Source organism: Mesorhizobium sp. M7A.F.Ca.CA.002.04.1.1 (genome assembly GCF_004022805.1).
GTDB lineage: Bacteria > Pseudomonadota > Alphaproteobacteria > Rhizobiales > Rhizobiaceae > Mesorhizobium > Mesorhizobium ciceri.
In genome coordinates, this window is sequence record NZ_RZPL01001276.1 from 1 (window position 1) to 545 (window position 545).

1 protein-coding gene and 1 pseudogene are annotated in these 545 nt (G+C 60.0%); one reads left to right on the forward strand and one right to left on the reverse strand.

Annotated elements, in window-relative coordinates; all coding sequences use genetic code 11:
- Positions 1 to 270 (reverse strand): MBL fold metallo-hydrolase (locus tag ENZ75_RS33765; RefSeq protein WP_128278697.1); only part of this gene is annotated, 270 nt, incomplete at its 3' end.
- Between the two features lie 137 nt (positions 271 to 407).
- On the opposite strand from ENZ75_RS33765, the pseudogene ENZ75_RS35525 reads away from it, so the two are divergent.
- Positions 408 to 545 (forward strand): annotated as a pseudogene (locus tag ENZ75_RS35525) (SAM-dependent methyltransferase); the annotation flags it as partial.

The following is a 545-nucleotide window of genomic DNA, read 5'->3' on the forward strand; positions in this document are numbered from 1 at the left end:
GTCGATGCCGGGGATCTTGGCCTTTTCGGCCTCCGGGCCGACGATGCGCAGCTTGAAGCGCTCCTTCAGCGCCAGATTGGCCTCAACGTGATCCATGTGATGATGTGTGGTCAGGATCATCGTCGGCGTCCAGCCGGTGCGCTTTATCGCGGCCAAGATTGGCGCTTCCTCGGGCGCATCGATGATCGCGGTCTGGCCGCTTTTGGGGTCATGCACCAGCACGCCGAAATTGTCGCTGCGGCACATGAACTGTTCGATTTCGACCGGCATCACATCTCTCCGTTATGGCCGCAGACATAGGGCGCTTGCGGGTCGATGTCATCCCGGATGTCGAATGACATTCCCGGAATGTCGGGTCGTCGCGGCCTTTTGTTGAAACCTGGCGACATCACGGCTACATCCCTGCCATGCATTCCGACATCGTCGATCTTCGCTCGTTCTATTCGACAACGCTCGGCCGGTTCGCCGAGCGTTCGATCACCATGGCGTTGTCGTCGATATGGGCGGCCGTTCCCAACGAGCGGCTGGTTGGTCTGGGCTACACC